The sequence below is a fragment of the Streptomyces mesophilus genome (assembly GCF_011044995.1).
Classification (GTDB): domain Bacteria; phylum Actinomycetota; class Actinomycetes; order Streptomycetales; family Streptomycetaceae; genus Streptomyces; species Streptomyces mesophilus.
On sequence record NZ_JAAKZW010000004.1, the window covers coordinates 39,328 to 63,288 of the forward strand.

Annotated in this window: 15 protein-coding genes; 8 read left to right on the forward strand and 7 right to left on the reverse strand. The window is 71.1% G+C overall.

The features are described from left to right. Positions 1–50: 50 nt before the first annotated feature. The 6 genes from G6045_RS02500 to rhaI all read right to left on the reverse strand — a co-directional run bounded on the left by G6045_RS02500 (position 51) and on the right by rhaI (position 7,770). Entirely contained in the window at positions 51–695 is a 645-nt protein-coding gene (locus G6045_RS02500) for a LutC/YkgG family protein (protein ID WP_165330076.1), read from the reverse strand. Further along, positions 692–2,131: a LutB/LldF family L-lactate oxidation iron-sulfur protein gene (locus G6045_RS02505; RefSeq protein WP_165330077.1), complete on the reverse strand. Its 1,440-nt coding sequence runs from the start codon at positions 2,129–2,131 to the stop codon at positions 692–694. Before G6045_RS02505 ends, G6045_RS02500 begins: the two co-directional genes overlap by 4 nt. Beyond that, complete coding sequence (locus G6045_RS02510) at positions 2,128–2,871, reverse strand: (Fe-S)-binding protein (protein ID WP_165330078.1); 744 nt, start codon at positions 2,869–2,871, stop codon at positions 2,128–2,130. The genes G6045_RS02505 and G6045_RS02510 overlap by 4 nt, the downstream gene beginning before the upstream one ends. Then, positions 2,868–4,379, reverse strand: coding sequence for a rhamnulokinase (locus G6045_RS02515; protein ID WP_165330079.1), 1,512 nt, complete (start codon positions 4,377–4,379; stop codon positions 2,868–2,870). The genes G6045_RS02510 and G6045_RS02515 overlap by 4 nt, the downstream gene beginning before the upstream one ends. 107 nt (positions 4,380–4,486) lie before the next feature. Further along, positions 4,487–6,532, reverse strand: coding sequence for a bifunctional aldolase/short-chain dehydrogenase (locus tag G6045_RS02520; RefSeq protein WP_165330080.1), 2,046 nt, complete (start codon positions 6,530–6,532; stop codon positions 4,487–4,489). A gap of 71 nt (positions 6,533–6,603) precedes the next feature. Beyond that, complete coding sequence (rhaI, locus tag G6045_RS02525) at positions 6,604–7,770, reverse strand: L-rhamnose isomerase (RefSeq protein WP_165330081.1); 1,167 nt, start codon at positions 7,768–7,770, stop codon at positions 6,604–6,606. Between the two features lie 408 nt (positions 7,771–8,178). Between rhaI and G6045_RS02530 the strand changes: the two genes are divergently transcribed. The 6 genes from G6045_RS02530 (at position 8,179) to G6045_RS02555 (ending at position 14,466) form a co-directional block, all read left to right on the forward strand. Next, on the forward strand, positions 8,179–9,705 hold the full coding sequence (locus tag G6045_RS02530) for a sugar ABC transporter ATP-binding protein (RefSeq protein ID WP_165330082.1): 1,527 nt from the start codon (positions 8,179–8,181) through the stop codon (positions 9,703–9,705). Continuing rightward, entirely contained in the window at positions 9,702–10,757 is a 1,056-nt protein-coding gene (locus G6045_RS02535; protein WP_165330083.1) for an ABC transporter permease, read from the forward strand. The genes G6045_RS02530 and G6045_RS02535 overlap by 4 nt, the downstream gene beginning before the upstream one ends. After that, positions 10,750–11,808, forward strand: a complete 1,059-nt coding sequence (locus G6045_RS02540; RefSeq protein ID WP_206343193.1) for an ABC transporter permease — start codon at positions 10,750–10,752, stop codon at positions 11,806–11,808. Before G6045_RS02535 ends, G6045_RS02540 begins: the two co-directional genes overlap by 8 nt. 77 nt (positions 11,809–11,885) lie before the next feature. Next, on the forward strand, positions 11,886–12,974 hold the full coding sequence (gene rhaS / locus G6045_RS02545; RefSeq protein ID WP_165330084.1) for a rhamnose ABC transporter substrate-binding protein: 1,089 nt from the start codon (positions 11,886–11,888) through the stop codon (positions 12,972–12,974). A gap of 86 nt (positions 12,975–13,060) precedes the next feature. Next, positions 13,061–13,381 (forward strand): L-rhamnose mutarotase, encoded by a 321-nt coding sequence (locus G6045_RS02550; protein ID WP_165330085.1) that lies wholly within the window; start codon positions 13,061–13,063, stop codon positions 13,379–13,381. A gap of 56 nt (positions 13,382–13,437) precedes the next feature. Continuing rightward, complete coding sequence (locus tag G6045_RS02555) at positions 13,438–14,466, forward strand: LacI family DNA-binding transcriptional regulator (protein WP_165330086.1); 1,029 nt, start codon at positions 13,438–13,440, stop codon at positions 14,464–14,466. Positions 14,467–14,545: 79 nt separating this feature from the next. Here G6045_RS02555 and G6045_RS02560 read toward each other — a convergent pair whose 3' ends face one another. Then, complete coding sequence (locus G6045_RS02560) at positions 14,546–17,485, reverse strand: glycosyl hydrolase (RefSeq protein ID WP_235967477.1); 2,940 nt, start codon at positions 17,483–17,485, stop codon at positions 14,546–14,548. A 329-nt stretch (positions 17,486–17,814) separates the two neighbouring features. Between G6045_RS02560 and G6045_RS02565 the strand changes: the two genes are divergently transcribed. After that, a complete protein-coding gene (locus tag G6045_RS02565) occupies positions 17,815–20,406 on the forward strand; it encodes a glycoside hydrolase family 127 protein (protein ID WP_165330088.1) in 2,592 nt (863 codons plus the stop codon). 35 nt (positions 20,407–20,441) lie between these two features. Next, positions 20,442–23,897 carry a glycosyl hydrolase gene (locus G6045_RS02570; RefSeq protein ID WP_165330089.1) on the forward strand — a complete coding sequence of 1,152 codons (3,456 nt, stop codon included), beginning with the start codon at positions 20,442–20,444 and terminating at the stop codon, positions 23,895–23,897. Positions 23,898–23,961: the final 64 nt, after the last annotated feature.

The following is a 23,961-nucleotide window of genomic DNA, read 5'->3' on the forward strand; positions in this document are numbered from 1 at the left end:
TCCGCCACCCCTCGACCAGCACCACGTCTACCCCTCGACCAGCACCACGTCTACCCCCTGACCAGCACCACGTCGAGACGTCGCGGCCCGTGCACGCCCTCGACGCGGTCGAGTTCGATGTCGCTGGTCGCGGAAGGACCGGAGATCCAGGTCAAGGGGCGGGTGGGAGCGAGGAGTTCGAGCGCCCGGGGTACGGAGGCGACGACTTGGTCTGGGACCCGTACGAGACAGATGTGATGGTCGGGGACCAGGGTGCCGCGGCGGGTGCCCTGATCGGCGCCGGCGTCCAGGACGAGCGTGCCGGTCTCGGCGACGGCCACCGCGCAGCCGGTCACCACGCTGTCCACACCGTCGAGTTCCTGAGCCGTGAGACCGGTCTTGTCGTCCAGGACCTCGACGGCCGCCGCATCCAAGAGCTCCCGTGGCAGACCCGCGGGCAGCAGGACCCGGCGTGCTTCGCGCTCGTCGAGCAGCCGGGCGAGGAGCTCCGCGAGTCCCTCGGGGCCGCAGCGGTGGACATGGGCCCGGTAGTCGGCCAGGTTCTCCGCGAGGAGGTCCACGTTCTGCGCCGGGGTGCGGGCGCCGTGCTCGCGCACGTAGTCGCGGGGGACGGCCTGGTCGTACGGCGGGTCGGTGGCGGGGACGTCCGACAGGGCCCGGCGGATCCGGTCGAGCACCAGCGCTCGGCTGCTCATCGGGTGCCCTCCTCTCGCTTACGGCGTTCCTGGCGCTTGAACCAGGTGCGGAAGGACTCCGCGGGAAAGGCCGGCAGATCCCGGCTTTCGCTCCAGGCGCGGCCCGGGCCGGGCAGCTTGGACGGGTGCAGGCGCCGGGTGAGCGAGGCCAGACGCTGGCCGGCCGCAAGGACGGACGGATGGTCGAAGGCCTTGGCCGCGGCGCCCATGGCGGCCCGCTCCAGGCGATGGCCCGGCTGTTCGGCGACCTGTTCGCGCAGATGGACCAGGACTTCGGGGATGTCGATCGCGACGGGGCACACGTCATAGCAGGCGCCGCACAGCGAGGAGGCGTACGGCAGCGAGGCGTCGATCTCGCTCTGCGTACCGCGCAGTTGAGGGCTCAGGATCGCGCCGATCGGACCCGGATAGACCGACCCGTACGCATGGCCGCCGGCCCGTTCGTACACCGGGCAGACGTTGAGGCAGGCCGAGCAGCGGATGCAGCGCAGCGCCTGGCGGCCGACCTCGTCGGCGAGGGTGTCGGTGCGGCCGTTGTCGAGCAGGACCAGGTGGAAGTTCCGCGGTCCGTCGCCGGGCGTCGTGCCCGTCCACATCGACGTATACGGGTTCATCCGCTCGGCCGTGGAGGAGCGCGGCAGGGTCTGCAGGAAGACCTCGAGGTCGCGCCAGGTCGGCACCACCTTCTCGATGCCGGCCACCGAGATCAGGGTCTCCGGCAGGGTCAGGCACATCCGGCCGTTGCCCTCGGACTCGACCACGACCAGGGTGCCCGTCTCGGCCACCATGAAGTTCGCGCCCGAGACCGCCACCTTCGCACGCAGGAACTTCTCCCGCAGGTGAAGCCGTGCCGCCTCCGCGAGCTGGGCCGGTTCGTCGCTCAGGCCGTCCGGCGCCGCGCGGCCCCAACGTCCCATCTCCCGGCGGAAGATGTCGCGGATCTCCCCGCGGTTGCGGTGGATCGCCGGGACCAGGATGTGCGAGGGCCGGTCCTCGCCGAGCTGCACGATGAGTTCGGCGAGATCGGTCTCGTACGCGGCGATACCGGCGGCTTCCAGGGCTTCGTTCAGGCCGATCTCCTGCGTGGCCATCGACTTGACCTTCACCACCTCGCTCTCGCCGGTCGCCCGGACGAGCTCGGTGACGATGCGGTTCGCCTCGTCGGCGTCCGCGGCCCAGTGCACGGTGCCGCCCGCGGCCGTCACGGCCTCCTCCAACTGCACCAGGTAGCGGTCGAGATGGCGGAGCGTGTGCTCCTTGATCTGCTTGCCGGCCTCCCGCAGCTCGGCCCAGTCGTCGAGCTCCGCCACCGCTGCCGCCCGCTTGGTGCGAATCGTGTGCGTGGCGTGCCGGATGTTGGCGCGCAGCGTGGGGTTGTGCACGGAGGTGCGGGCGGCCTCGGGGAAGGCCGGCATACCGAGAAACGTTCCGCTCATGTCAGGGGCTCCTCTTCGGTGCAGGCCAGGATCTCCGCGAGGTGCAGCGCCCGCTGCGGGGAGTCCTGGCGGTGCAGAATGCCGCCGATGTGCATCAGGCAGGAGTTGTCGGCACCGCACAGCACGCCGGCGCCCGTCGAGGCCGCGTTGCGCACCTTGTCCTCGCCCATCGCGACGGACACATCGGGGTTCTTCACGGCGAACGTGCCGCCGAACCCGCAGCATTCGTCGGCGCCCGGCAGCTCGATCAGTTCCAATCCCTTGACCGCTCTCAGCAGTCGGGTGGGCCGGTCGCCCAGGCCCAGCATGCGCAGGCCGTGGCAGGACGGGTGATAGGTGACCTTGTACGGGAAGTACGCGCCCACGTCCGTCACGCCGAGCACGTCCACCAGGAACTCGGTGAGCTCGTACATGCGAGGCACCAACGACTCGGACACCGCGGTCAGTCGGGGATCGCTCCCGCGCCGGGCGATCCGCGGATAGTGGTCCCTGACCATCGCCGCGCAGGACCCGGACGGGGTCACCACATGGTCGTAACCCTCGAAGGCCCGGCCCATCCGCCGCACCAGCGGCTCGGTCTGCCGCCGGTAGCCGGTGTTGTACTGCGGCTGGCCGCAGCAGGTCTGGGCGGCGGGGAAGTCCACCTGCACGCCGAGACGTTCGAGGAGCTTCACCGTGGCGATCGCGGTGGACGGGTACAGGGCGTCGTTCACGCAGGTGGCGAAGAGGGCGACTCTCATGACGCACGGCCTCCCGCGAGGGACTCGATCCGGGCCGCGGCCGCGTCCCAGGCGGCGGCGTTCCCTCCTGGCGTGTACCGGCGCAGCTCCTGCGTCCCGGCGACAAGCCGGCGCATCGCTGCCAGATCGCCGACCAGACCGGCCGACCGGGCCTGGACGAGGACGTTGCCCAGGGCGGTGGCCTCGGTGGGGCCCGCGATCACCGGCAGTCCGGTGGCGTCGGCGGTGAGCCGGCACAGCAGGGCGTTACGGGAGCCGCCGCCGACGAGATGGATATGGGAGATCTCCCGGTCGGCGAGCACCGCGGCCTCGCGCAGGGTGCGCCGGTGCGCCAGGGCCAGGCTCTCCATGATGCAGCGCACCAGGGCGCCCTGGCCGCTCGGCGCGACCTGGCCGGTGCGCAGGCAGAACTCCCGTATCCGCGCAGGCATATCACCCGGCGCGAGGAACTCCGGCGCGTCGGGGTCGATGAGCGAGACGAACGGCTCGGCCCGTCCCGCTTCGGCGAGCAGCGGCTCCAGGGCGCTGGGCAGACCCTGTGCCTCCCAGGTGCGGCGGGACTCCTCGAGCAGCCACATGCCCATGATGTTGCGCAGATAGCGGATGGTGCCGTCGATGCCGCGTTCATTGGTGAAGTTCGCCGCGCGGGAGGCTTCGGTCAGGACCGGGGCGTCGAGTTCGAGCCCGGCCAGGGACCAGGTGCCGCAGGAGATGTACGCGAAGTCGGGTGCCGTGGCCGGCACCGCCACGACGGCGGAAGCGGTGTCGTGCGAGGCGACCGTGGTCACCGCGGTGGTGGCGGGCAGTCCCGTGGACGCGGCGACGTGCGGCAGCAGCGTGCCGGCCGGATCGCCGGGCGCACGCAGCGGCGGCAGGATCCGCGGGTCGAGTCCGAGGCGGTCGAGGAGGCCGGTGGACCAGGCTCCGGTGCGGGCGTCGAACAGACCGGTGGTGGAGGCGTTGGTCTCTTCCGCGCCGATGGATCCGGTGAGCCAGTGGACCAGCAGATCCGGGATGAGCAACAGGGAGCGCGCGGCGGCGAGTTGCGGGCCGCCGGCGGCCGCGGCGAGCTGGAAGACGGTGTTGAACGGCAGATGCTGAAGGCCGGTGATCCGGTACAGCTCGTCCGGTCCGACCCGGGAGTGCACCTCGTCGGCCATGCCGTCGGTGCGGCTGTCGCGGTAGTGGAAAGGCTGGCCGAGCAGGGCGCCGTCCGCGTCGAGCATTCCGTAGTCGACGGCCCAGGTGTCCACGCCGATGGAGGCCGGTGGCCCGTCCGCCGCACGGGCCGCTCGGCGCAGACCGTCGAGGATGCCCTGGTAGAGGGCGAGGACGTCCCAGCGCAGCCCGTCGGGCAGCCGTACCGGAGTGTTGGCGAACCGGTGCACCTCGGTGAGGTCGAGCTGATCGGACCCGACCCGGCCGAGGACCACCCGCCCGCTGGTCGCGCCGAGATCGGCCGCGGCGAACGTACGGGGTGCTGCGGAGGGAGGTGGAGAGACGGTCATGTGGTGCTTCCTCCGCGAGGAGCGTGAAGTCGGGGGTGCGGGAGGTGGGGTGAGGAGTCGCCCGGTGGCCGGCGCGTGGGTGGGGCGCCGGCCACCGGGCGGGAGGATCAGCGCAGGAAAGCCGCCGCGACGCCCGCGTCCACGGGGATGTGCAGCCCGGTGGTGTGCGTGAGGTCACCGCCGGTCAGGGCGAACACGGCGGCGGCGACATGCTCCGGAAGCACCTCGCGCTTGAGGAGGGTGCGCTGCGCGTAGAACTCGCCGAGCTTCTCCTCCTCGATGCCGTACGTCGCCGCGCGCTGGGCGCCCCAGCCGCCGGCGAAGATGCCGGAGCCGCGCACCACACCGTCCGGGTTGACGCCGTTGACGCGGATCCCGTCGGCGCCCAACTCGGCCGCGAGGAGGCGTACTTGATGGGCCTGGTCGGCCTTGGTCGCGGAGTAGGCGACGTTGTTCGGGCCGGCGAAGACGGCGTTCTTCGACGCGATGTACACGATGTCGCCGCCCATGCGCTGGGCCCGCATCGTCCGGGCCGCCTCGCGGGACACCAGGAACGAACCGCGCGCCATGATGTCGTGCTGCAGATCCCAGTCCTTCGCCGTGGTCTCCAGGAGCGGCTTGGAAATGGAGATCCCCGCGTTGTTGACGACGAGGTCGACCCCGCCGAACGCCAGCGCCGCCGTGCGGAACGCCTCGGCGATCTGCTCCTCGGACGTGACGTCCACCGTGACCGCGACGGCCTTGTCACTGCCGCCGAGTTCGGTGGCGACCGCGGACGCGTTCTCACCGTTGAGGTCGGCGACCACCACGCAGGCACCCTCCGCGACAAGGCGGTGCGCGATCGCCTTGCCGATACCGCTGCCCGCGCCCGTCACCAGGGCCACGCGCGTGGCGAGCGGCTTGGGCTTCGGCATCCGCTGGAGCTTGGCCTCTTCGAGGGACCAGTACTCGATGCGGAACTTCTCCGCCTCCTCGATCGGCGCGTACGAGGACACGGCCTCCGCCCCGCGCATCACGTTGATCGCGTTGCGGTAGAACTCGCCCGCGACACGGGCGGTCTGCTTGTCCTTGCCGAAGCTGAACATGCCGACACCGGGCACCAGGACGATCGCCGGGTCCGCGCCGCGCATGGCGGGCGACGCGTCCGTGGCGTGCCGCTCGTAGTACGCGGCGTACTCCTCGCGGTAAGCGGTGTGCAGCTCCTTGAGCCGCTCGACGACCACGTCCGGTGCGGCGCTCGCGGGCAGGTCGAGGACCAGCGGGCGCACCTTGGTGCGCAGGAAGTGGTCGGGGCAGGAGGTGCCGAGGGCGGCGAGCCGCGGGTGCTCGGCCCGCGCGAGGAAGTCGAGCACCTCCTCGGAGTCGTCGAAGTGACCGACCTGCGGGCGGTCCGTCGAGGCCAGTCCCCGGATGAGCGGGGCGAGTTGGGCGGCCTGCGCGCGCCGCTGGTCCGCGGGCAGGGCCCCGTATCCCTCGACGACCGGTCCGAACGGTTCGGCCTTGCCGCGCTCGACGAGGAAGGCCTCCGCGGTACGGATCATCCACAGGGCATTGCGCTCGCACTCCCCGGACGTCTCGCCCCACGCGGTGATGCCGTGCCCGCCCAGGATCACGCCCACGGCCTGCGGGTTGGCCTCCTTGACGGCCGCTATGTCCAGGCCCAGCCGGAAACCGGGACGGCGCCACGGCACCCAGGCCACCTTGTCGCCGAAGCACTCGGCGGTCAGCTTCTCGCCGTCCGCGGCGCACGCCAGGGCGATCCCGGAGTCGGGGTGCAGATGGTCGACGTGCGCGGCCTCCACCAGACCGTGCATGGCCGTGTCGATGGACGGCGCGGCACCGCCCTGGCCGTGCAGGCAGTAGTCGAACGCGGCGACCATCTCGTCCTCGCGCTCCACCCCCGGATACACGTCCCTGAGCGCCCGCAGCCGGTCCAGGCGCAGCACGGCCAGGCCCGCCTCGGTGAGCGTGCCGAGGTCGCCGCCCGAGCCCTTGACCCACATCAGGTCGGTGTCGGAGCCCGTGACCGGGTCGGTGACGGTGCCCTTGGCGGAGGCGTTGCCGCCGGCGTAGTTGGTGTTGCGGGGATCGGAGCCGAGCCGGTGGGCGCGCTCCAGGAGTGCGGCGACTTCGGGGTGCGTGTCGGTGGCCATGAAGGTGTCCTCGGGGCTGAGAGTGCGGTCTGCGGGAAGGCGGCGTGTCCGGTACGGGGGTCGGGGGCCGGTCAGGCTCCCCAGCCCGCCTGCTCGCCACCCACCCGCTCGGCGACGATCCGCTCCTGCCAGCCGCAGGCGCGGTAGGCGGCGACGGGGTCGGGGTGCAGACCCCGCTCCTCGCGCCACTCGGCGAGCAGCGGACGGACGTCGGTGTTGTACGCGTCCATCAGGGCGGCGTTCGCGCTCAGGACGTCACCGGCGCGCTGGGCGGCGGCGAGCGCCTCGCGGTCGACGAGCAGCGCCTTGGCGGTGGCTTCCTGCACATTCATCACCGAGCGGATGATCGCCGGGATCTTCGCCTCGATGTTGTGGCACTGGTCGAGCATGAACGCCACGTTCGTCTCCCGCTCGAAGCCGCCGTTCTGCGCGACCTCGTGCAGGATCCGGAAGAGCTGGAAGGGGTCCGCGGAGCCGACCATCAGGTCGTCGTCCGCGTAGAAACGGGAGTTGAAGTCGAACGCGCCGAGCTTCTTCTCGCGCAGCAGGAACGCGACGATGAACTCGATGTTCGTGCCCGGCGCGTGATGCCCGGTGTCCACGACGACCTGCGCCTTGTCGCCCAGCTTCAGACAATGCGCGTACGAGGTTCCCCAGTCCGGGACGTCCGTCGTGTAGAAGGCGGGCTCGAAGAACTTGTACTCGAGCAGCAGCCGCTGGTCGTCACCGAGGCGCTCGTAGACGGCGGCGAGCGATTCGGCGAGTCGGTCCTGGCGGCCCACGATGTCGTCCTGGCCCGGGTAGTTCGTGCCGTCGGCGAACCACAGCTTCAGGGACTTCGAACCGGTGGCGTCCATGATGTCCACGCATTCCAGGAGGTGCTCGACGGCCTTGCGGCGCACCTTCGGATCCGGGTGGCAGACGCTGCCGAGCTTGTAGTCGTCGTCCTGGAAGGTGTTGGAGTTGATGGCGCCGAGTTCGAGTCCGAGCGCCTTCGCATGGGCGCCGAGCGCCGCGTAGTCCTCGACCTTGTCCCACGGGATGTGCAGCGAAACGGTGGGCGCGATGCCGGTGAACTCGTGCACCTTCGCCGCGTCGTCCAGCTTCTCGCGGGGCGTGCGCGGCACACCCTCCTGCGCGAACACCTTGAACCGGGTGCCGGAGTTGCCATAGCCCCAGGACGGCGTCTCGATCCGCTGGTCGGCGAGTGCGGCCTTCACGGCAGCGATGTCAGGCATGTCCACCTCTGGATGCGTGGGGAGCGTCGGGCCCTTACGGGAACGGGCCGCGAGAGCGCGGAAGCTCGACATGAATCGATTCATGTCAACGGGGAAGCTAGCCCCGGGCGTCAGACTCGTCAAGGGGGTCGGACGGATGCCAACCGCGTTACGCAATCGTGTCGTTGGCGGTGCCGCACCCTTGCTTCGGCCGGTCTATCAGTGCAGTTCACATGGAAGAGGTCGGAACAATTCGGCACATCGCGCCATGCACAGGCAGCTTGCCGCAGCCCGGGCTATTGACCAGCCCGACGGACGGGGCTAGCTTCCGGGCAACTTCACTGAAACATTTCAGTTCGAGAGATCCTCCGGCTGCCGAGCCGCTCAAGTGCCCCGCGCACGACCTCGACACACCCATGGAGATACGCAATGACGCATCCTGAACCGGAGACGACTCCGGTACTCGCGCTGGAGGGGGTGAGCAAGTCCTTCGGTGCCGTGCGGGCCCTGCGCGGAGTGAGCCTGCGGCTGTACGCGGGAGAGGCGCACGCCCTGGCCGGCGAGAACGGCGCGGGCAAGTCGACGCTGATCAAGGCGCTCGCGGGCGTGCACCGCCCCGACACCGGCACGGTCCTTCTCGACGGCGAGCCCGTCGAGTTCCACGGTCCCGCCGACGCCCGTGACGCGGGCGTCGCCGTCATCTACCAGGAGCCGACGCTCTTCCCCGACCTGTCCGTCGCGGAGAACATCTTCATGGGCCGCCAGCCGCGCAGGGCCCTCGGCCGCGTCGACCACGCCTCGGTGCGCCGGGCCACCGCGGACCTCTTCGCGCGCCTCGGCGTGGACCTCGACCCCGACCAGCCGGCCCGCGGTCTGTCCATCGCCGACCAGCAGCTCGTCGAGATCGCCAAGGCCCTGTCCTTCGACGCCCGCGTCCTGATCATGGACGAGCCCACCGCCGCGCTCACCGGCAGCGAGGTGGCGCGCCTCTTCGGCGTCGTGCGCACCCTGCGCGAGCAGGGCGCCGCCGTGCTGTTCATCTCGCACCGCCTCGAGGAGATCTTCCAGCTCTGCCAGCGCGTCACCACCCTGCGCGACGGCGCCTGGATCGCGAGCGAGCCGCTCGACGGGCTCACCGAGGACGACCTGGTGCGCCGCATGGTGGGCCGCGACCTCGCCGAGCTCTACCCCAAGCAGGACACGCGGACCGGTGAAGTGGCGCTCAGCGTGCGGCGGTTGACTCGCGAAGGCGTGTTCACCGATGTCTCCTTCGACGTGCGCCGCGGCGAGATAGTCGGCCTGGCCGGACTCGTGGGCGCCGGACGCAGCGAGGTCGCCCGCGCCGTGTTCGGCGTGGACCGCTTCGACGGCGGCGAGGTCGAGGTGCTCGGCACCCGGCTCAAGCCCGGCGCCCCCAGCCTGGCCATGGCCGCGGGCCTCGCCCTCGTCCCCGAGGACCGCCGCGCGCAAGGCTTGGTGATGGACATGTCCATCGAGCGCAACATCGGCCTGACCGGCTTCGCCGACACCACCCGCGCGGGCCTGATGAACCGGAAGGCCGAGCGCAGCCGCTCCGTCGACTGGGCGGTCAGGCTCCAGGTGAAGTACGCCCGCCTCGGCGACGTCGTCGGCACCCTGTCCGGCGGCAACCAGCAGAAGGTCGTCCTCGCGAAGTGGCTGGCGACCGCGCCCCAGGTGCTGATCGTCGACGAGCCGACCCGCGGTATCGACGTCGGCACCAAGGCCGAGGTGCACCGCCTGCTCTCCGCGCTCGCCGCCGAAGGCGTCGCGGTCCTGATGATCTCCTCGGACCTGCCGGAGATCCTCGGCATGGCCGACCGGGTGCTCGTCATGCACGAGGGACGGCTTTCCGCCGAACTCACCCGCGCCGAGGCCACCGAGGAGTCCGTGATGGCGGCTGCCACCGGCCGTACGAACCAGGGGAGTGCCGCATGACGGTGACCGCTACTCCGGTGCGCGAAGAGGCCGTACCGGAGCCCGCCGCGGGGCGCCGCCTCATCGACAAGGTGTTCAAGGCCCGCGAACTCGCCGTGGCCGCCGTGCTCTTGGTGATGCTCGGCGCCACCCAGCTGTCCAACACCGAGTTCCTGTCCGAACAGGGCATCAAGGACCTCCTGCTCAACGCCACCATCCTGGTCCTGGTCGCCACCGGCCAGGCCGTGGTCGTGATCACCCGCAACGTCGACCTGTCGGTCGGCTCGGTCCTCGGCATCTCCGCGTTCGCCGCCGGCACCTATCTGCAGGACGGCGGCAGTTCACTGATCGCGATCCTGCTCGCCGTCGCGCTCGGCGCCCTGTTCGGCGCGCTGAACGGCGCGCTCGTCAGCCTCGGCAAGGTGCCCGCCCTGGTCGTCACGCTCGGCACGCTCTACATCGTGCGCGGCATCGACTCCATCTGGGTCGGCTCGCAGCAGATCACCGCCGACGATCTCCCCAACGGCTTCGTGGACTTCGGCCACGACGGCATCTGGGTCGTGCCCTACCTGGCGCTGCTCGCCCTCGCCGTCCTCGCGGCGGTGGGCTACTACCTGCGCAGCTACCGCAGCGGCCGCGAGATGTACGCACTCGGCTCGAGCCCCGAGGCCGCCACGCTCGCCGGTGTCCCCGTACGCAAGCGCATCATGACCGCGTACGTGCTGTGCGGCGCCCTCGCGGGTCTCGCCGGCGCCCTGTACCTGGCCCGGTTCGGCAACGTCGACTCGGCCACCGGCAGCGGCTACGAACTCACCGTCGTCAGCGCGGTCGTGGTCGGCGGTGTCGCCTTCACCGGCGGCAGCGGTTCCGTGTACGGCGCCGCGCTCGGCGCCCTCCTTCTCACCTCGATCAACAGCGTCCTGCCGGCCATCGGCGTCAGCTCCGTCTGGGTCACCGCCATCAACGGAATCCTGCTGCTGCTCGCCATCGCCGTCGACCGGATCCTGGCCCTGCGGGTCGCCGCAGTGCTGCGCAAGCAGGCCGCACAGCTGAGGAGCGCCCGCCATGCCTGAGCTCACCAAGAACTCCGCGGTACCGGAGCTCACGAAGCATTCCGCCCTCGCGCGCTTCGGCGGCGCGGTGCGCTGGGACAGCGCCGTCGGCGCCCTGCTCCTGGTGCTCCTCATCTGCTCGTTCTCGTTCGTCGACAACTTCGGCAACGCGCTCAACCTCTCGTTCCTGATCGGCAATACGCTGCCCATCGCCCTGATCGCGCTGCCGATGACCATGCTGGTGATCTCCGGGGAGGTCGACCTGTCCGTGGGCTCCACGGCGGGTCTGTCCGGGGCCGTCATGGGCGCTCTCTGGAACGCGGGCATGGCCATCGAGACGATCATCCCGATCTGTCTGCTGCTCGGCGTCGTGTGCGGTCTGGTCAACGGGCTCCTGGTGACCCGCCTCGGCCTGCCGTCGCTCGCCGTCACCATCGGCACCATGGCCGCCTACCGCGGCATCGCCCAGATCGTGCTCGGCTCGGACTCGGTCACCGACTTCCCGACCCAGTACCTGGACTTCGGTGCCGGCCGGATCGGCGACACCTTCATCCCGTACGCCCTCTTCCCCTTCCTCGTGCTCCTCGCGATCGCCGTGGTCGTGCTGCATGCCACGCCGACGGGACGCTCGCTCTTCGCGATCGGTGCGAGCGAGGAGGCCGCCAGGTTCTCCGGGATCCGCGTCAAGCGGCTCAAGCTGTCGATGTTCGTCACCACCGGTGTGCTGTCCGCGCTCACCGGAGTCTTCTGGGCCCTGCACTACGCCAGCGCCCGCTACGACAACGCCACCGGTCTCGAACTCTCCGTGATCGCGGCCGTGTTGCTCGGCGGCATCGACTTCGACGGCGGCAAGGGAACCCTCGGCGGCGCCATCGCGGGTGTGTTCCTGCTCGGCACCCTGCAGAACGCGATGAGCCTGCAGAACGTCTCCGCCCAGTCCCAGATCGTCGTCACCGGCGTCCTGCTCGTGATCTCCGTCCTCGGACCCCGTATCGGCCGGCAGGTCGCCCAGGCACGAGCCCGCCGAAGGACAGCGGCAGCGCCTCCACCGCAGGCCGCGCCCAGCACATGACAGGGCGGGCCGCGCCCGCGGCCCGCACCTCCCCGCTCGTACCCACACCCCTCGTAACCCACTAAGGCAGGACACCCATGTCTCTGACGCGCACCGCACGCACCCGCCGTCTGACCGCCGCGCTCGCCGTCACGGCCGCACTCGCCCTGGGCGCCACCGCGTGCGGCGGCACCACCAAGGACGACGCGGCCAAGGAAGGCGGCACCGCGGCCGCGGGCAAGGCCGACCCGAACGCCGAGACCAAGAAGGACCTCACGGTCGCGTTTCTGCCCAAGCAGGTCAACAACCCGTACTTCACCACCGCCGACAACGGCGGCAAGAAGGCCGTCGAGTCGCTCGGCTCGACGTACAAGGAGGTCGGCACCAGCAGCGGCACCGACACCGCCGGGCAGGTCAGCTACGTCAACACGCTGACCCAGCAGCAGGCCGACGCGATCGCCGTGTCCGCGCAGGACCCGGGCGCGCTGTGCACCGCCCTGAAGCAGGCCATGAAGAACGGTGTCAGCGTCGTCACCTACGACTCCGACACCAAGGCCGACTGCCGCCAGGTCTTCGTCTCCCAGGCCAGCGCCGAGGACCTCGGCCGCACCCAGGTCCAGGAGATGGCGAAGCAGATCGGGGGCAAGGGCGAGATCGCGATCCTCTCGGCGGCCCAGACGGCCACGAACCAGAACACCTGGATCGACTTCATGAAGGACGAGCTCAAGAAGCCCGAGTACAAGGACATCAAGCTCGTCAAGACGGCGTACGGGGACGACGACGCGCAGAAGTCGTTCCAGCAGACCCAGGGCCTCCTCCAGGAGCACCCGAAGCTCGCCGGGATCATCTCTCCGACCACCGTCGGTATCAAGGCGGCCGCCCAGTACCTGGCCGGTTCGAAGTACAAGGGCAAGGTCAAGCTGACCGGCCTCGGCACCCCGAACGACATGCGCGCCTACGTCAAGAACGGCACCGTCGAGGCCTTCGAGCTGTGGGACCCGGCGAAGCTCGGCGCTCTCGCCGCGCACACCGCCGTCGCCCTGGAGTCGGGACAGATCACCGGGCAGGAAGGCGAGAAGTTCAAGGCCGGCGACCTCGGCGAGTTCACGGTCGGCAAGGACGGTGTCGTCTCGCTCGGCAAGCCCACCGTCTTCAGCAAGTCGAACATCGACGACTTCGACTTCTGAGCCGTTCGACCGCTGGACCGCCCGACCCAACGGGGCCGTCAACGCCGGGCGTTGACGGCCCCACCCCGTGAGAGGACTTCACCGGCATGCAGCGTGTCTGCTTCCTGCTCCGTGTCCGCGGCGACCGGATCGACGAGTACCGCGAACGCCACCGTCACGTATGGCAGGAGATGCGCACGGCGCTCTCGGCGGCCGGCTGGCGCAACTACTCGCTGTTCCTGCGCGAGGACGGCCTGCTCGTCGGCTATCTGGAGACCGACGACTTCGACGCGGCACGCGCCGCCATGGACGCCACCGATGTGAACTCCCGCTGGCAGGCGGAGATGGCGGACTTCTTCGAGGAGCTCGACGGCCGGTCGCCGGACGGGGCGATGCGCCCGCTGACCGAGATCTTCCACCTGGCATGAGGAACGGACCGGGCTCCCGTACGGCGGGCACAGCGAGCAGGACTTCAGGGGGACGCATGGCAGGGGGGCGGCCGCCCGTCGGCATCAAGGACGTGGCGCGCGCGGCGGGAGTGTCCGTCGGGACGGTGTCCAACGTCCTCAACCAGCCCGACCGCGTCTCCGAGCAGACCCTGCGCCATGTCAAGGAGGTCATCGAAGGCCTCGGCTACGTGCGCAGCGAGTCCGCCCGCCAACTGCGCGCCGGACAGAGCCGCATCATGGCGCTGCTCGTCCTCGATCTGAGCAACCCCTTCTTCGTCGACGTGGCCCGCGGCGCCGAACGGGCCGCCCGCGAAGCCGGGCTCGGCGTGATGGTGTGCACCAGCGACCAGAGCGCCGAGGAAGAGGCGCACTACCTGTCGCTCTTCGCCGAACAGCGCGTACGCGGCGCACTCGTCACCCCCGCCGACCCCAGCGGCGAGACCCTGCGCGCCTTTCGCCGGCAGGGCATTCCGTATGTCGTCGTGGACCGTGTCACCGGTGACGAAGAGGGCTGCTCCGTGTCCGTGGACGACGTGGCCGGCGGCGCCCTGGCGGTACGTCACCTGCTCGCACAGGGCCACCGCTCGCTGGCGTACGTCAGCGGACCGCCCCATCTGAAGCAGGTGCAGGACCGGCGCGAGGGCGCCCATCTCGCGCTCGCGGAGGCGGGTCTCGACGCCGGACTGCTGCGTGAACTGCCCACCGAGCGGCTCGACGTGAGCGCGGGACGCGACGCGGGCAGCCGGCTGCTGGGTCTGGGCGAACGCCCCACGGCGGTCTTCTGCGCCAACGACCTGCTCGCCCTCGGTGTGCTCCAGGCGCTGTACGCGGCGGGCGTCAAGGTCCCCGAGGACATCGCGATCGTCGGCTACGACGACATCGAGTTCGCGGCGGCCGCCACGGTGCCCCTGACCTCGGTCCGCCAGCCGGCCCGCACCCTGGGCACCCTCGCCGCCCGGATGCTGCTCCAGGAGACCGACACCGACGCCGACCGGCACCGCCACGAGCACGTGGTGCTCCAACCGGAGCTCGTGGTACGGCAGTCGAGCCTGGCGCGGGAGTGACACGCTGCGGCCGGCTGAGCCCCGAAGGGGACCGTCCTTGCGGACGGTCCCCCTCGTCATGCGCCTCGCCCGCCACGTCTCACACGCGCACGGTCCCGACGCCGTACGGCACGATCCGCACCGGGCCGAGCAGGCCGTAGTCCTGCCGCTTGGCGGCGCCGAACACCGTCGGGCGGGTGACGCGCAGGCGGTTGAGGAGGGGGCTCGCCACCTCCACCTCGATGGTGTTGGTGCCGCGCCGCAGCCGGGAGCCGAGATCCGCGACCCGGGTCAGCTGGTCGACCGGCGGCAGCTCCTTGCCGTTCACCCGCACGTGGAACGTGTCGCACACACCGCCCAGGTGCAGATACGCGCCGTGCCGCGCGGACCACTCCGCGCCCAGCTCGAGGGTCGCGCGATAGCGGCCCACTCCGGAGACGTCCTCCAGGCCGGGGATCTTCGACCAGGGGGTGAGCGCGGCCAGTTCGACCACGTGCCGCTCGTGCGCCGTCTCGGTGGCGCTAGCTCCCGGCCGCCAGTCGTCGACCGTGAGCGTCCAGGACGTGAGCGCGACGGGTTCCGGCACCGCGCCGATGGTGGTCTCGACCGTACGGCCGTCGTCGAGGGTGGTGGTGTACGAGCCCGCGGCCGCGGCGCGGACTTCAGGGCGCGCCCCGTCCCTCAGGCGAATCGAGTCCGCCTGGGTGGCGGTCGCATGACGGCGGGGCAGGTCACGGGCCGGGCGGGCCAGCACGACCACGGTGACCGCGCCGGGCTCGAGGTCCACCGTCAGCCGGATCCGGCCGTCGTCGGTGCGCGTGTACAGGGCGATCGGGGCGACCTCGCCCGTCCACGGATCGAGCCGGTGCGGGACGGCTCCCTTGACGTGCGGGGTGAGTGTGACGTCGTGGGTGATGCGGGACCCGGTCGACCCCTTCTTGCTCACCGCGTCGTTGGCGAAGTAGAACCAGTCGGCCTCGTCACTCGCCCGGTGCGTGTGCAGCAGCATGGACGACTGCGCGTACTCGACGTCCCGGCGCAGCCCGAGCGCGGCGATGGCCTCCGGGATGTCCGGCCGGTCGGCCACCGTGTGGACCGTCTTCAACGTGCCGAGCTCCGCGAGGAGTCGACGCAGCCGCTCGTCGTCGCCGGGCCGGGCCCGGCCCGGAACGCGGGCGTCCGACCAGTCGCCGACGAGGATGACGCGCAGCCCCGCCTTCGCGTACGAGAGCAGCTTCTCGGCGACTCCCAGCTCCAGGGTGTGCTCGCGGCCCGCCATGATGTCCCCGTCGACCACGAGGGCCTTGAGCGCCAGGCCGTCCGGTGCGAACCGGCCCCCGTGGACCTTCGCGGACGGCAGATCGAGCAGGCGCGGGCTGAGGAACGTGTGCGTCCAGCCGACCGGCACGCCGTCACCGGAGAACCATGGAGCGCCCAGGCCGGACCCGGCGTATCCCTTCTGCCGCAGCACCCCGACGTCGACCTTGTTGACGCCGGTCTGCAACACGGCCTGCACACGCGCGAGTTGGTCGGCGATGGACCGCGTGTGCCGCCACGTGGGCTGGCGCGGACCCCACGCCTCGCCGTAGCCGGCCGCACCCGAGTAGGGCGAGAAGGCGGCGAAGCCCGGCCACTGGGCACCAGGGGCGTCGGCATACGCGAAACCGTGGAAAACGGCCTGGTTGACACCGGCCGCGTACTGCGTGACCAGCTTCTTGAGGGTGTCGGCCCAGGTCGTGGCGTACGCGCCGCCGGCCGTGGCGCCCGCCTCGTTCGACACGATGCGCTTGCCGCCCATGTCCCGCCCGCCGGCCAGGCACCGGAAGTCGTCCAGGTTCTTGAAGCCGAGCGACTCGCCCTCGGTGATGTCCAGGAGCGCCGACTTGTAGATGGCGTCGGTCTCCAGGCCGTACGGCTGGATGCGCAGTTTCAGCCCGAGGGTGTGCGCCCACTTCTGCAACGGAAGCAGATGGTGCTCGACGTACAGCTCGGTGATCACCTCCATGACGTCGCGGCGCACCGCCTTGTCGAGCGTCGGCTCGAAGCTGAAGACGTGGTCCTCGTGCCGCTCCATGAACGCGGCCAGGTAGGGGAGCAGCGCGTATCCGCGGCGGCGTTCGAACTCGGCGGGGAGCGCGGGGGTCCACAGGGTCGCCTCGGTCTCCATCTCGATGGAGTCCTCGAACAGCGCCCCGCCCGTCTCGCGAAGGAGCCCGCGGATCGAGGGCGTGAGGATGTGCCGCTCCCAGAAGTCGGTGACCGCGCGCGTACCCGCGTCGCTGAAGTGGTCCACGACGTAGGACAGGGGAGTGGTGTGGTCCCTGCCCTCGGGGCGCTGGCCGGAACCGCGTTCCCAGTACGCCACGAGCAGCCAGGTCGCGCCGTCGGCGGGAGCGGACCACGTGATGCGGCAGCCCGCGACGCGGTCCGTGACATCGGTGACGGTCGCCTGGTCGAGGCGCACCGGCTCGGCTTCCGGTGAACTGCCGGCCGAGACCCGGACGGACTGCACGGTCAGCAGCCGCTGCTCGATGACGCCCTCCTCCTCGGGGGCCGGGGCGGCCGGCAGGGGGCCGTCGTAGGTCGAGCCGGCCGTCACGACTGCGAATCCGTGGGCGAGTTCCTTCGCCGCGGCCTTGTCGTCCGGCGTGATCGAGGGCACGGCGGCGGGCCAGGCCGGGCCGATCGTGAGGTCGACCTCGACGTCACGCTTCTTCGCCTCGCGCAGCGCCGCCTCGATCGCGGCCCGCCAGGCGGCGGTGCCCCAGCCGTAGCGGACCGTGTCCAGCTGCTCGGTCATGCTGTGCGTGACCGCGGCGATCTCCACACCGCCGAAGCCGCCCTCGGCGATCGCGCGGATCTCGCGGGCGATCTCGGCGGTGTCGACCAGGGCGTCGGGCCACCACCAGCGGAACTTGGGGCGCACCGAGGACGCGGGAGCGCCGAGGCCGGGGACCGCGCCCGCAAAGGGAGCCGCCGTGGCGGTGCCCGTCGCGCCGCCCCAGTGCAGAGCCGTCGCGGCGCCTGCCACGGCGCTCATTCTCAGCAGGGTCCGGCGTCGCAGGCTCATGGCTCTCCTCGTTGAGTGTCCGGGACGGATTGAACGGTTCAAACGATTCAATCAGTGCGCGAGGAACCTACGTTGAGGTGAAGCGCCAGGCAAGGGGTGGGTGTCAACTTTCCCCGTACAGAGGTCTTGACGGCCGTTGCGGGCTCGCGCAGAGTGGCCGTCGATGCGACCCGAAACGATTCAACTCGCCTGAGGGTGCCAGCAGATGGGCCGACCAGCTCGCGCCCGTTGTGCGGCCTCCTGCACGCCTCGGTGACGCACCCGCCGCCGCCCCGCACCCGCCGTAACGGAGCCGCCCCATGACCCGTCAACCCCTTCCGAGACGCACCTTCGTCGCCCTGTCGGGGGTGACCGTGGCCGCCGTGTCGGGAATGGGGAGCGCGAGCGCCGCCGGCCCCGTCCGTGCGCCTGCCGTCCCCGCGGCCGCGACAGGGCGACGCCCCCTGCTCGCCGAACTGCCCCTCGGTGACGTCAGGCTTCTCGAGAGCCCGTTCCGCGCCAACATGCTCCGCACCTGCGCCTACCTGAAGGCCGTCGACGCCGACCGCCTGCTGCACACCTTCCGCGTCACCGTGGGCCTCGACTCGGACGCGGAACCCTGCGGCGGCTGGGAGGCGCCGACGATCCAGTTGCGCGGACACACCACCGGCCACCTCCTGTCCGGGCTCGCGCTCGCGTACGCAAACACCGGAGACCAGGAGTACGCGGACAAGGGCCGCTACCTGGTCGGCGCCCTCGCGGCCTGCCAGCGCGCGGCCCCCGCCGCAGGCTTCTCGGAGGGCTACCTGTCCGCCTTTCCCGAGCAGGTGTTCGCGGACCTGGAAGCGGGCGGCAAACCCTGGGCCCCGTACTACACGATCCACAAGATCATGGCCGGGCTGCTCGACCAGTACCGGCTCTGCGGCAACGAGGAGGCGCTCAACGTCCTTCAGCGCATGGCCCGTTGGGCCGAGCGGCGTCTCGCGGCACTCGACCGCAGCGGCCTGAACAATGTGCTGCGCGTGGAGTGGGGCGGCATGAACGACGTGCTCGCCGCGCTGCACTTGGCCACGGGCGATGCGGTGGCGCTGCGCACCGCGCGCCGCTTCGACCAGGAGGACCTGTTCGGTCCGCTGGCCGAGGGCCGCGACGAGCTGGCCGGACGGCACGCCAACACGGAGATCGCCAAGATCGTGGGCGCCGCGCGGCTTTACGAGGCCACGGGCGAGGACCGCTACCGGAAGATCGCCGCGCACTTCTGGGACATCGTGGTCCGCGATCACACCTACGCCATCGGCGGCAACTCCAACCAGGAGTTCTTCGGGCCGCCCGGCGAGCTCGTCAGCCGGCTCTCCGAGGACACCTGCGAGAACTGCAACACGTACAACCTGCTCAAGCTGGGCCGCGGCCTGTTCCTGCACGATCCGGAGCGGACCGCCTACATGGACCACTACGAGTGGGCGCTGTGCAACCAGATGCTCGGCGAGCAGGACCCCGACTCCGCCCACGGCTATGTCACCTACTACACGGGCCTGTGGGCCGGTTCGCGGCGGCAGCCCAAAGGCGGGCTCGGTGCGGCGCCGGGCAGCTACAGCAGCGACTACGACAACTTCTCCTGCGACCACGGCACCGGTCTCGAAACACAGACGAAGTTCGCCGACAGCATCTACTTCGAGTCGGCCGACTCTCACCCGGAGAGCCTGCCCGAGCTGTACGTCAACCTCTTCATCCCCTCCGAACTGACCTGGCGCAGAACGGGAGTGACCCTCCGTCAGTCCGGCGGCCATCCGGACGCTTCGGGCCCGGTGCGCATCACCGTGCGCCGCGGTACCGCCCGCTTCCGCCTCAAGGTCCGTATCCCCGGCTGGCTCGCGGACGCGGACCGGCCGCTCACCGCGCAGGTGAGAGTCAACTCGAGGCCCGTCGCCCCCGAGCTCGTGCAGCCGGGCGGTCTCCTCACCCTCGACCGCCTGTGGCGTGCGGGCGACACCGTCGAACTGTCCTTCCCGCGCGCGCTGACCTGGCGTCCCGCACCCGACAACCCGCACGTGCACGCCCTGTCGTACGGGCCGTTGGTGCTCGCCGGCGCGTACGGGGACGTGAAGTCGCCCACCATCCCGTCCCTGGTGCGCTCGTCGTTGCGCCGCGTCGGGACGGATCCGGTGCGCTTCAGCGCGTCGCAGACGGATGGCGGCGACGTCGCCCTGCTGCCGTTCCACCAGATCCACCACCAGCACTACAACGTCTACTTCGCGACCGAACCGCCTCCCGCGCCACCGCGCGAGACGGCGCGCTACCTCCTCGACGAGGGGTCCGGTACCGCGGTGCGGGACACCACCGGCATACGGCCCGCGGGCGCGCTGGCCGACGGCGCCTCGTGGACGACAGGGCGCGACGGCCGCACCCCCGCGGTCGCGCTAGACGGGCAGGGCGGGCATGTGGTGCTGCCCTCCGGGCTGATCACGGGACTGACCGCGCTCACGCTCAGCACGTGGGTCCGCGTCGACGCCCAGGTCAATTCGGCCCGGATCTTCGACCTCGGCTTCCACAAGAGCACCTACCTCTTCCTCGCCGCACGCACGGGGACCGGGCGGCCCCGGGCGGCCCTGAAGATCGCGGGAATGGAGGGCGAGGACCTCATCGACGGTGACGCACCGCTGCCCACCGGCAAGTGGGCCCACGTGGCGCTCGTGCTCGGGTCCGGTGGGGGAGTCCTCTACGTCGACGGCGCGGAGTCCGGGCGCAACGAGTCCTTCGTCTCCTCCCCGCTGCTTCTCGGCGTGACGCCCCGCGCCTATCTGGGCCGCTCGCAGAACTCCACCCACCCGTATCTGCAGGGCGCGATCGCCGCATTCCGTGTGCACAACCACGCCTTGAGCGCGCAGGAGATCGCCGCACTCGCCCGTTCCTGACCCGCGTTCTCCACCCCTGAACAGAAAGTTCCCAGATGCCCCAGCACCCCCAGCCCGCCCAGCCGTTCGAGCAGGCTCCGGACGGTGATGCTCCGGCCGTGAGCCGGCGCAGCTTCGTCGCTCTGTCCGCGCTGACCGCCGCGGCCGTCACCGCCGGTGTCCCCGGTGCCGCGCTCGCCGACGTCCCCGCGGCCGGGGTGCTCGGCCTCGACGCCGCCTCCGGCGCGCGCGGCTTCGACCCCGCCGGATTCGTCGATCCGCGCCGGGACAGCAGACCCGCCGTCTACTGGTACTGGAACGGCCCCGTGACCCACGAGCTCGTGGAGCGGCAGATGGCCGACCTGCGGGACAAGGGCATGTACGAGGTCGTCGTCTTCCCCTACGACAACGCGGACATGCAGCCGGCCTTCTTCACGGAAGGCTGGTTCGGCGTCGTCGGCCATGTCATCGAGACCGCCGCGCGGACCGGCATGAAGGTCTGGCTGTTCAACGACAACCACTTCCCGAGCGGCCGCGCCGGCTACTTCATCACCAAGGGCGGCACCGTCGGCTCCCGCACGTACAAGCCCCGGCCCGAACTGGCCCTGAAGGGCCTGTGGCGGTCCACCGCGGTCGTCGAAGGACCGGCAAAGGTCAGCCTGGCGCAGACCACCGGAGTCGGCGTGGACAAGGGCCAGTTGGTCGCCGACGCGGCGGTGCTCGCCGGACCGGCCGTACTGCGCGACGGTGCGCAGTGGGGCGACGTGACCGTCACCGGCACCATCAAGGCCGACCTCGCGGCCGGCGGCATGCTCGTGCGCGCCTCGGCCGACGGCCGCGAGGGACTGCTCGTGGAGTTCGACCAGAGCGGTGTCGTCACGCTCTCCCGTGTCGCGGGCGGCAAGGTCACCCAGCTGGCCAGATCGACGCGTACGGACGGGTTCAACAAGACCAAGTTCCACGCGCTCACCGCCACCCTGCGCGGCCCGGTCTGCTCCGTCACCCTCGACGGCAAGGACAAGGGCACCGTCACCGACGAGACGCTCACGCGCGGCGGTGTCGGCGTGCACGCCCGCGACGGGCAGCGCGCCCTGTGGGAGGACCTGACGGTCACCGACGGCAGCGGCACGCTGTACTCCCAGACCTTCGACACCCCTGCCGCGGCGGGGGATTTCGTCAACCGGGCCGTACCCGACGGCGTCCCGCGCGCCATGGCCGCCACCGCCCGCCCGGTGGGCTCCGCGGACGCCGACGACCTGATCGAGCTCACCGCGCAGGCGGACGGCGGGAGTTGGCAGGCACCGGCCGGACGCTGGCAGATCGACCTGTTCGGCGGCGTCGACCTGGTGGACGACTCCTCGGGCTACGTGCGCGGTTACACCGACCTCCTGGACGACGAGCCCGTCGAGCTGTTCCTCGACATCGTGCCCGGCGAGTACCACCGCCGGTTCGGCCGCCACTTCGGCAGCGTGGTCAAGGGCTTCTGGGACGACGAACCCTTCATCGCCTCCGCGGGTCCGCACCCCTTCAAGCGCCGCCCCTGGTCGCCCGCGCTCGCCGCCGCCCTGGCCGAGACCGGCGCCGAGCCCGGGGCCGCGTACGCGAGCGCGTTCGACGACCTCGGCGACCGGGGGCGTGTGCTGCGCGGCCGGTACTGGCGCGCCGTCTCCAACCGCTTCTCGCGCTACTTCGAGAAGCAGGCGGAGCAGTACGCGAAGTGGGGCGTACGCCTGGTCACCAACCCGCTGTACGACGAGGTGGGGATGTCCAAGCGCATCCTGTCCACCGGCGATCTGCACAAGGTCAACCAGTGGGCGCAGGTGCCCGGCGGCGACTGCATCACCGCCGAGTACGAGCTGGACACCCCGACGATGGACCCGCGCAACCCCGCCTCCGTGGCCCACCAGACCGGCCGGCCGCGCGTCCTGATGGAGGCGTTCGGCAACATGGGCTGGCAGATCGCCCCCGACTTCATGCGCGCCCTGCTCGGCGCCTTCGCGGCCCGTGGTATCAACCTCACGGTGCTGCACGCCTTGTGGACCGACGAGCAGCGGGTGTTCTTCGCGCCGCCGTTCGGACCGCGCAACCCGTGGTGGTGGGCGATGCCGCCGGTCTCCGCGTGGATCGGCCGGGTGATGGAGCTCGCGCGGGGAACCTCCGAGGCCCGCACCGCGATCCTGCAACCCCAGCGCGCCGCCGAGCAGTTCGCCGGGACCGACCGGCAGGACGAGGTGGACGACGGGCTGCCCGCGGCCGCATTCGCGCTCGAGCGGGCCCAGGTCGACTTCGACCTCGTCCACGAAGGCGCGCTCAGCGGCGACGAGGAACTCCTCGCCCAGGCCGAGGCGGTCAACGGCACCCTGCACGTGGGGGAGGCGTCGTACCAGCTGGTCGTGCTGCCCACGACGCCCGTCCTCGACACGGCGACCGTTCGTGCGCTCGCCCGTTTCGTACGCTCCGGCGGGACCGTCGTCGCCGTCGGCGAGCTGCCGAAGCTCGCGGCCGACGGCGATGACGCGGCGCTCGTCGCGGAACTCGCCAAGCTCCTGCCCCAGGACGGGGTGCGGCGCCTCGGCAAGGGCCGTGCGGTGCACATCGCCACGGTGGACGGGCTGCGCGAAGTCGCGCACGAGGAGGGGGTGGCCGCGGCCGTCCTCGAGCCCTCCGCCGATGCGGTAAGGGTGTTGCGTACGACGCGCGGCACGGACACGGCGTTCCTGTTCAACAACGAGAGCGGCGCCGCGGTCAGGACCCTGGCGACGCTGCCCGCCGACGGCCGGCCCGAGCTGTGGGACCCGGCCACCGGCAAGGCGCGGCCCGCACCGGTGCAGGGGCCGAGCACGCGCGGAGCCGTCCGGGTGCCGCTCACTCTCGCCCCGTACGAGACGCTCGCCGTGGTCGTACGGAGGAACACCGCGCCCACGCCCCACCTCACCGAGGCCGACGGCCTGCCCGTCACCGCGGTGACCCGCGAACGCCGCACCCTGCGCGTGAGCGCACTCGCCGACGCGGCCGGCACCTTCCGCCTCACGGGCCGCGACGGCGGACGCACCTACCGGGGCACCGCGAAGGTCGAGGATCCGCTGACGCCGCTCACGCTCGACGGCGACTGGACCGTCACGCTCGCGAAGGAAGGCGCCGAGCCCGTCACCCGGCCGCCGGCGAGCTGGGTCGACCTCGACCCGCTGTTCTCCGGGAGCGCCACCTACACCAAGGACATCACCCTCGACGCGGCCTTCCTGGACGGGCGGCGCATCCTGCTCGATCTCGGCACGGTGCGCGAGGTCGCCCAAGTGACGCTCAACGGCAAGGAGTTCGGTCCGGCGGTGTGGGCTCCGTATGTCCTCGACGTCACCGAGGGGCTGAGGCCCGGAGTGAACCGTTTCGCGGTCCGCGTGTCCAACACCCTGTCCAATGAACGCAAGAAGCCCCTGCCGTCCGGCCTCCTGGGGCCGGTGACGCTGCGTCCGCGCCGGCCGCTGACCGTGGAACTGAAGCCGTCCTCTGCCTGACGCCCGCCTCCGCCTGACGCCTGCCTCGTGCTGCAACGCCGCCGCCCGCCCCACCCGAACCGGA

Coding starts and splice junctions, on each gene's coding strand:
- G6045_RS02500 (WP_165330076.1), bottom strand. CDS start 695: ATGAGCAGCCGAGCGCTGGTGCTCGACCGGATCCGCCGGGCCCTGTCG.
- G6045_RS02505 (WP_165330077.1), bottom strand. CDS start 2,131: ATGAGCGGAACGTTTCTCGGTATGCCGGCCTTCCCCGAGGCCGCCCGC.
- G6045_RS02510 (WP_165330078.1), bottom strand. CDS start 2,871: ATGAGAGTCGCCCTCTTCGCCACCTGCGTGAACGACGCCCTGTACCCG.
- G6045_RS02515 (WP_165330079.1), bottom strand. CDS start 4,379: ATGACCGTCTCTCCACCTCCCTCCGCAGCACCCCGTACGTTCGCCGCG.
- G6045_RS02520 (WP_165330080.1), bottom strand. CDS start 6,532: ATGGCCACCGACACGCACCCCGAAGTCGCCGCACTCCTGGAGCGCGCC.
- rhaI (WP_165330081.1), bottom strand. CDS start 7,770: ATGCCTGACATCGCTGCCGTGAAGGCCGCACTCGCCGACCAGCGGATC.
- G6045_RS02530 (WP_165330082.1), top strand. CDS start 8,179: ATGACGCATCCTGAACCGGAGACGACTCCGGTACTCGCGCTGGAGGGG.
- G6045_RS02535 (WP_165330083.1), top strand. CDS start 9,702: ATGACGGTGACCGCTACTCCGGTGCGCGAAGAGGCCGTACCGGAGCCC.
- G6045_RS02540 (WP_206343193.1), top strand. CDS start 10,750: ATGCCTGAGCTCACCAAGAACTCCGCGGTACCGGAGCTCACGAAGCAT.
- rhaS (WP_165330084.1), top strand. CDS start 11,886: ATGTCTCTGACGCGCACCGCACGCACCCGCCGTCTGACCGCCGCGCTC.
- G6045_RS02550 (WP_165330085.1), top strand. CDS start 13,061: ATGCAGCGTGTCTGCTTCCTGCTCCGTGTCCGCGGCGACCGGATCGAC.
- G6045_RS02555 (WP_165330086.1), top strand. CDS start 13,438: ATGGCAGGGGGGCGGCCGCCCGTCGGCATCAAGGACGTGGCGCGCGCG.
- G6045_RS02560 (WP_235967477.1), bottom strand. CDS start 17,485: ATGAGCGCCGTGGCAGGCGCCGCGACGGCTCTGCACTGGGGCGGCGCG.
- G6045_RS02565 (WP_165330088.1), top strand. CDS start 17,815: ATGACCCGTCAACCCCTTCCGAGACGCACCTTCGTCGCCCTGTCGGGG.
- G6045_RS02570 (WP_165330089.1), top strand. CDS start 20,442: ATGCCCCAGCACCCCCAGCCCGCCCAGCCGTTCGAGCAGGCTCCGGAC.